The following is a 2,076-nucleotide window of genomic DNA, read 5'->3' on the forward strand; positions in this document are numbered from 1 at the left end:
ACCGAGTTCCAACTTTGGAATGCAGTCAAATGTGGGAGCGGGCTTGCTCGCGAAGGCGGCCGGTCAGGCGCTACAGCGCGATCAGGCCTCAGCCAACCGCCGATTCAACTGATGCCGCCACCGCACATACAACAACGCCGTACAAAACACCGCCAGACTCGCCACCATCTCCAGCACCCCAAACCACTGCCGGTTCGGGTCATATGCCGCCAGCGCGCCCTTGATGAAATACAGGTTCACCGCAAAGCACATCCACGAATGCCCCCGTGCGCTGCCCAGCAGCATCCCCGGCGCGAGCAACAGCAGCGGCACCAGCTCGATCAGCAGGATCACCCACGGCCGTGCGCCGTGCAGGTCGGCGACGAACAGGTAATACCCGCACAGCAAACCCACCAGGCCAAAGAACGCCAGCAGGCTCAATGCGCGTGCGATCTTGACCCGTGGCTCCAGCCACGCCTGGGGCGGCAGGACTTTAGGCTTTTTGGCCACGACCGGCCTCCAGCAGCGTCGCGGTGTTCGCCAGGCGCAGGCCGAGGGCGCGGCACAGGGCGATTTCATGTTGATCGAGCAGGCGCTTGCCGTCCGGCCCTGCGTGGTGGCTGGCGCCGTAGGGCGTGCCGCCACCCTGGGTATCGAGCAGCGCCTGTTCGCTGTAGGGCAGGCCGGTGATCAGCATGCCGTGGTGCAGCAACGGCAGCAGCATCGACATCAGCGTGGTTTCCTGGCCGCCGTGCAGGCTGGCGGTGGAGGTGAACACCCCGGCCGGCTTGCCGACGAGGGCGCCGGTCAGCCACAGGTTGCTGGTGCCGTCGATAAAGTACTTGAGCGGCGCGGCCATGTTGCCGAAGCGCGTCGGGCTGCCCAGGGCCAGGCCCGAGCAGTGCTTCAGGTCATCGAGGCTGGCATACAGCGCGCCTTCGTCGGGGATGCTCGGCGCCACGGCTTCGCACTCGGTGGAGATCGCCGGCACGGTGCGCAGGCGCGCTTCCATGCCGCCTTGCTCGATGCCCCGGGCGATCTGCCGGGCCATTTCGCTGACCGAGCCATGGCGGCTGTAATACAACACCAGCACATACGGCGCAGTCACGGCAGGATCTCCAGCACGTTTTCTGGCGGACGGCCAATGATGGCCTTGTCGGCGGTTTCGAGGATCGGGCGTTCCATCAACTTGGGGTGCGCGGCGATGGCGGCGAGCAGTTGCGCTTCGCTGAGGCTGGCGTCGGCGAGGTTGAGGGCCTTGTATTCCTCTTCACCGGTGCGCAGCAGTTGGCGCGCGCTGAGACCCATCTTGGCAAGCAAGGCCTTTAACTGTGCGGCGTCCAGCGGCGTTTCCAGGTAGCGCACCACCGTCGGGGTGAGGCCGCGGGCTTCGAGCAGTTCTAGCGCACCGCGGGATTTCGAGCAGCGCGGGTTGTGATAAAGCGTCAGATCGGTCATGTGCGGGTCGCATCTTGCGTAAGGTGGCGGGTATTCTACCCGCGCGGCGTCCCGTCCTTAAACCGTAAGAGGCGATAGGTCGCAGCCAACGTTCATTTTTGCGAAGGATTACCCCATGACAAATCGACTGATCGGTGCATTGGCGATCATCACAACCCTGCTGCTCAGCGGCTGCGGCAACGATTACGGCGTTGACCAATACGGCCAGAAAGTCCCGGCCGAGCGCCTGGACAAACAATGGGTAGTGGTCAATTACTGGGCCGAATGGTGTGGCCCGTGCCGCACGGAAATCCCCGAGCTGAACGCGCTGGCGGACCAGTTGAAAGGGCAGAACGTCGGGGTGTTCGGGGTCAACTTCGACAATGTGCAGGGCGAGGAATTGAAGGCGGCCAGCGAGAAGCTGGGGATCAAGTTCACCGTGCTGGCGCAGAACCCGGAAGGGATCTTTGATATTCCGCGCAGTGAAGCGTTGCCGGTGACCTACATCATTGATGACAAGGGCAAGGTGCGCGAGCAGATGATGGGTGAGCAGACGGCAGAGAGTGTGATCGCCAAGCTCAAGGCCTTGCGCGGCTGAAGCCACAACACAAATCCAATGTGGGAGCGGGCTTGTGTGGGAGCGGGCTTGCTCGCGAATGC

Annotated in this window: 4 protein-coding genes; 1 reads left to right on the forward strand and 3 read right to left on the reverse strand. The window is 63.5% G+C overall.

Annotated elements, in window-relative coordinates; genetic code table 11:
• Positions 1-81 precede the first annotated feature (81 nt).
• The 3 genes from NUV89_RS29445 to arsC are packed head-to-tail and all read right to left on the reverse strand — an operon-like array spanning position 82 to position 1,437.
• Entirely contained in the window at positions 82-489 is a 408-nt protein-coding gene (locus NUV89_RS29445) for a DUF2069 domain-containing protein (RefSeq protein ID WP_257784083.1), read from the reverse strand.
• Entirely contained in the window at positions 473-1,087 is a 615-nt protein-coding gene (wrbA, locus tag NUV89_RS29450) for an NAD(P)H:quinone oxidoreductase (protein ID WP_257784084.1), read from the reverse strand. The genes NUV89_RS29445 and wrbA overlap by 17 nt, the downstream gene beginning before the upstream one ends.
• Positions 1,084-1,437 carry an arsenate reductase (glutaredoxin) gene (gene arsC, locus NUV89_RS29455; protein ID WP_257784085.1) on the reverse strand — a complete coding sequence of 118 codons (354 nt, stop codon included), beginning with the start codon at positions 1,435-1,437 and terminating at the stop codon, positions 1,084-1,086. Before arsC ends, wrbA begins: the two co-directional genes overlap by 4 nt.
• A 115-nt stretch (positions 1,438-1,552) precedes the next feature.
• Between arsC and NUV89_RS29460 the strand changes: the two genes are divergently transcribed.
• Positions 1,553-2,014 carry a TlpA disulfide reductase family protein gene (locus NUV89_RS29460; protein ID WP_257784086.1) on the forward strand — a complete coding sequence of 154 codons (462 nt, stop codon included), beginning with the start codon at positions 1,553-1,555 and terminating at the stop codon, positions 2,012-2,014.
• Positions 2,015-2,076: the final 62 nt, after the last annotated feature.

Origin of the sequence: Pseudomonas sp. 18.1.10, assembly GCF_024655625.1 — a bacterium.
Lineage (GTDB): Bacteria > Pseudomonadota > Gammaproteobacteria > Pseudomonadales > Pseudomonadaceae > Aquipseudomonas.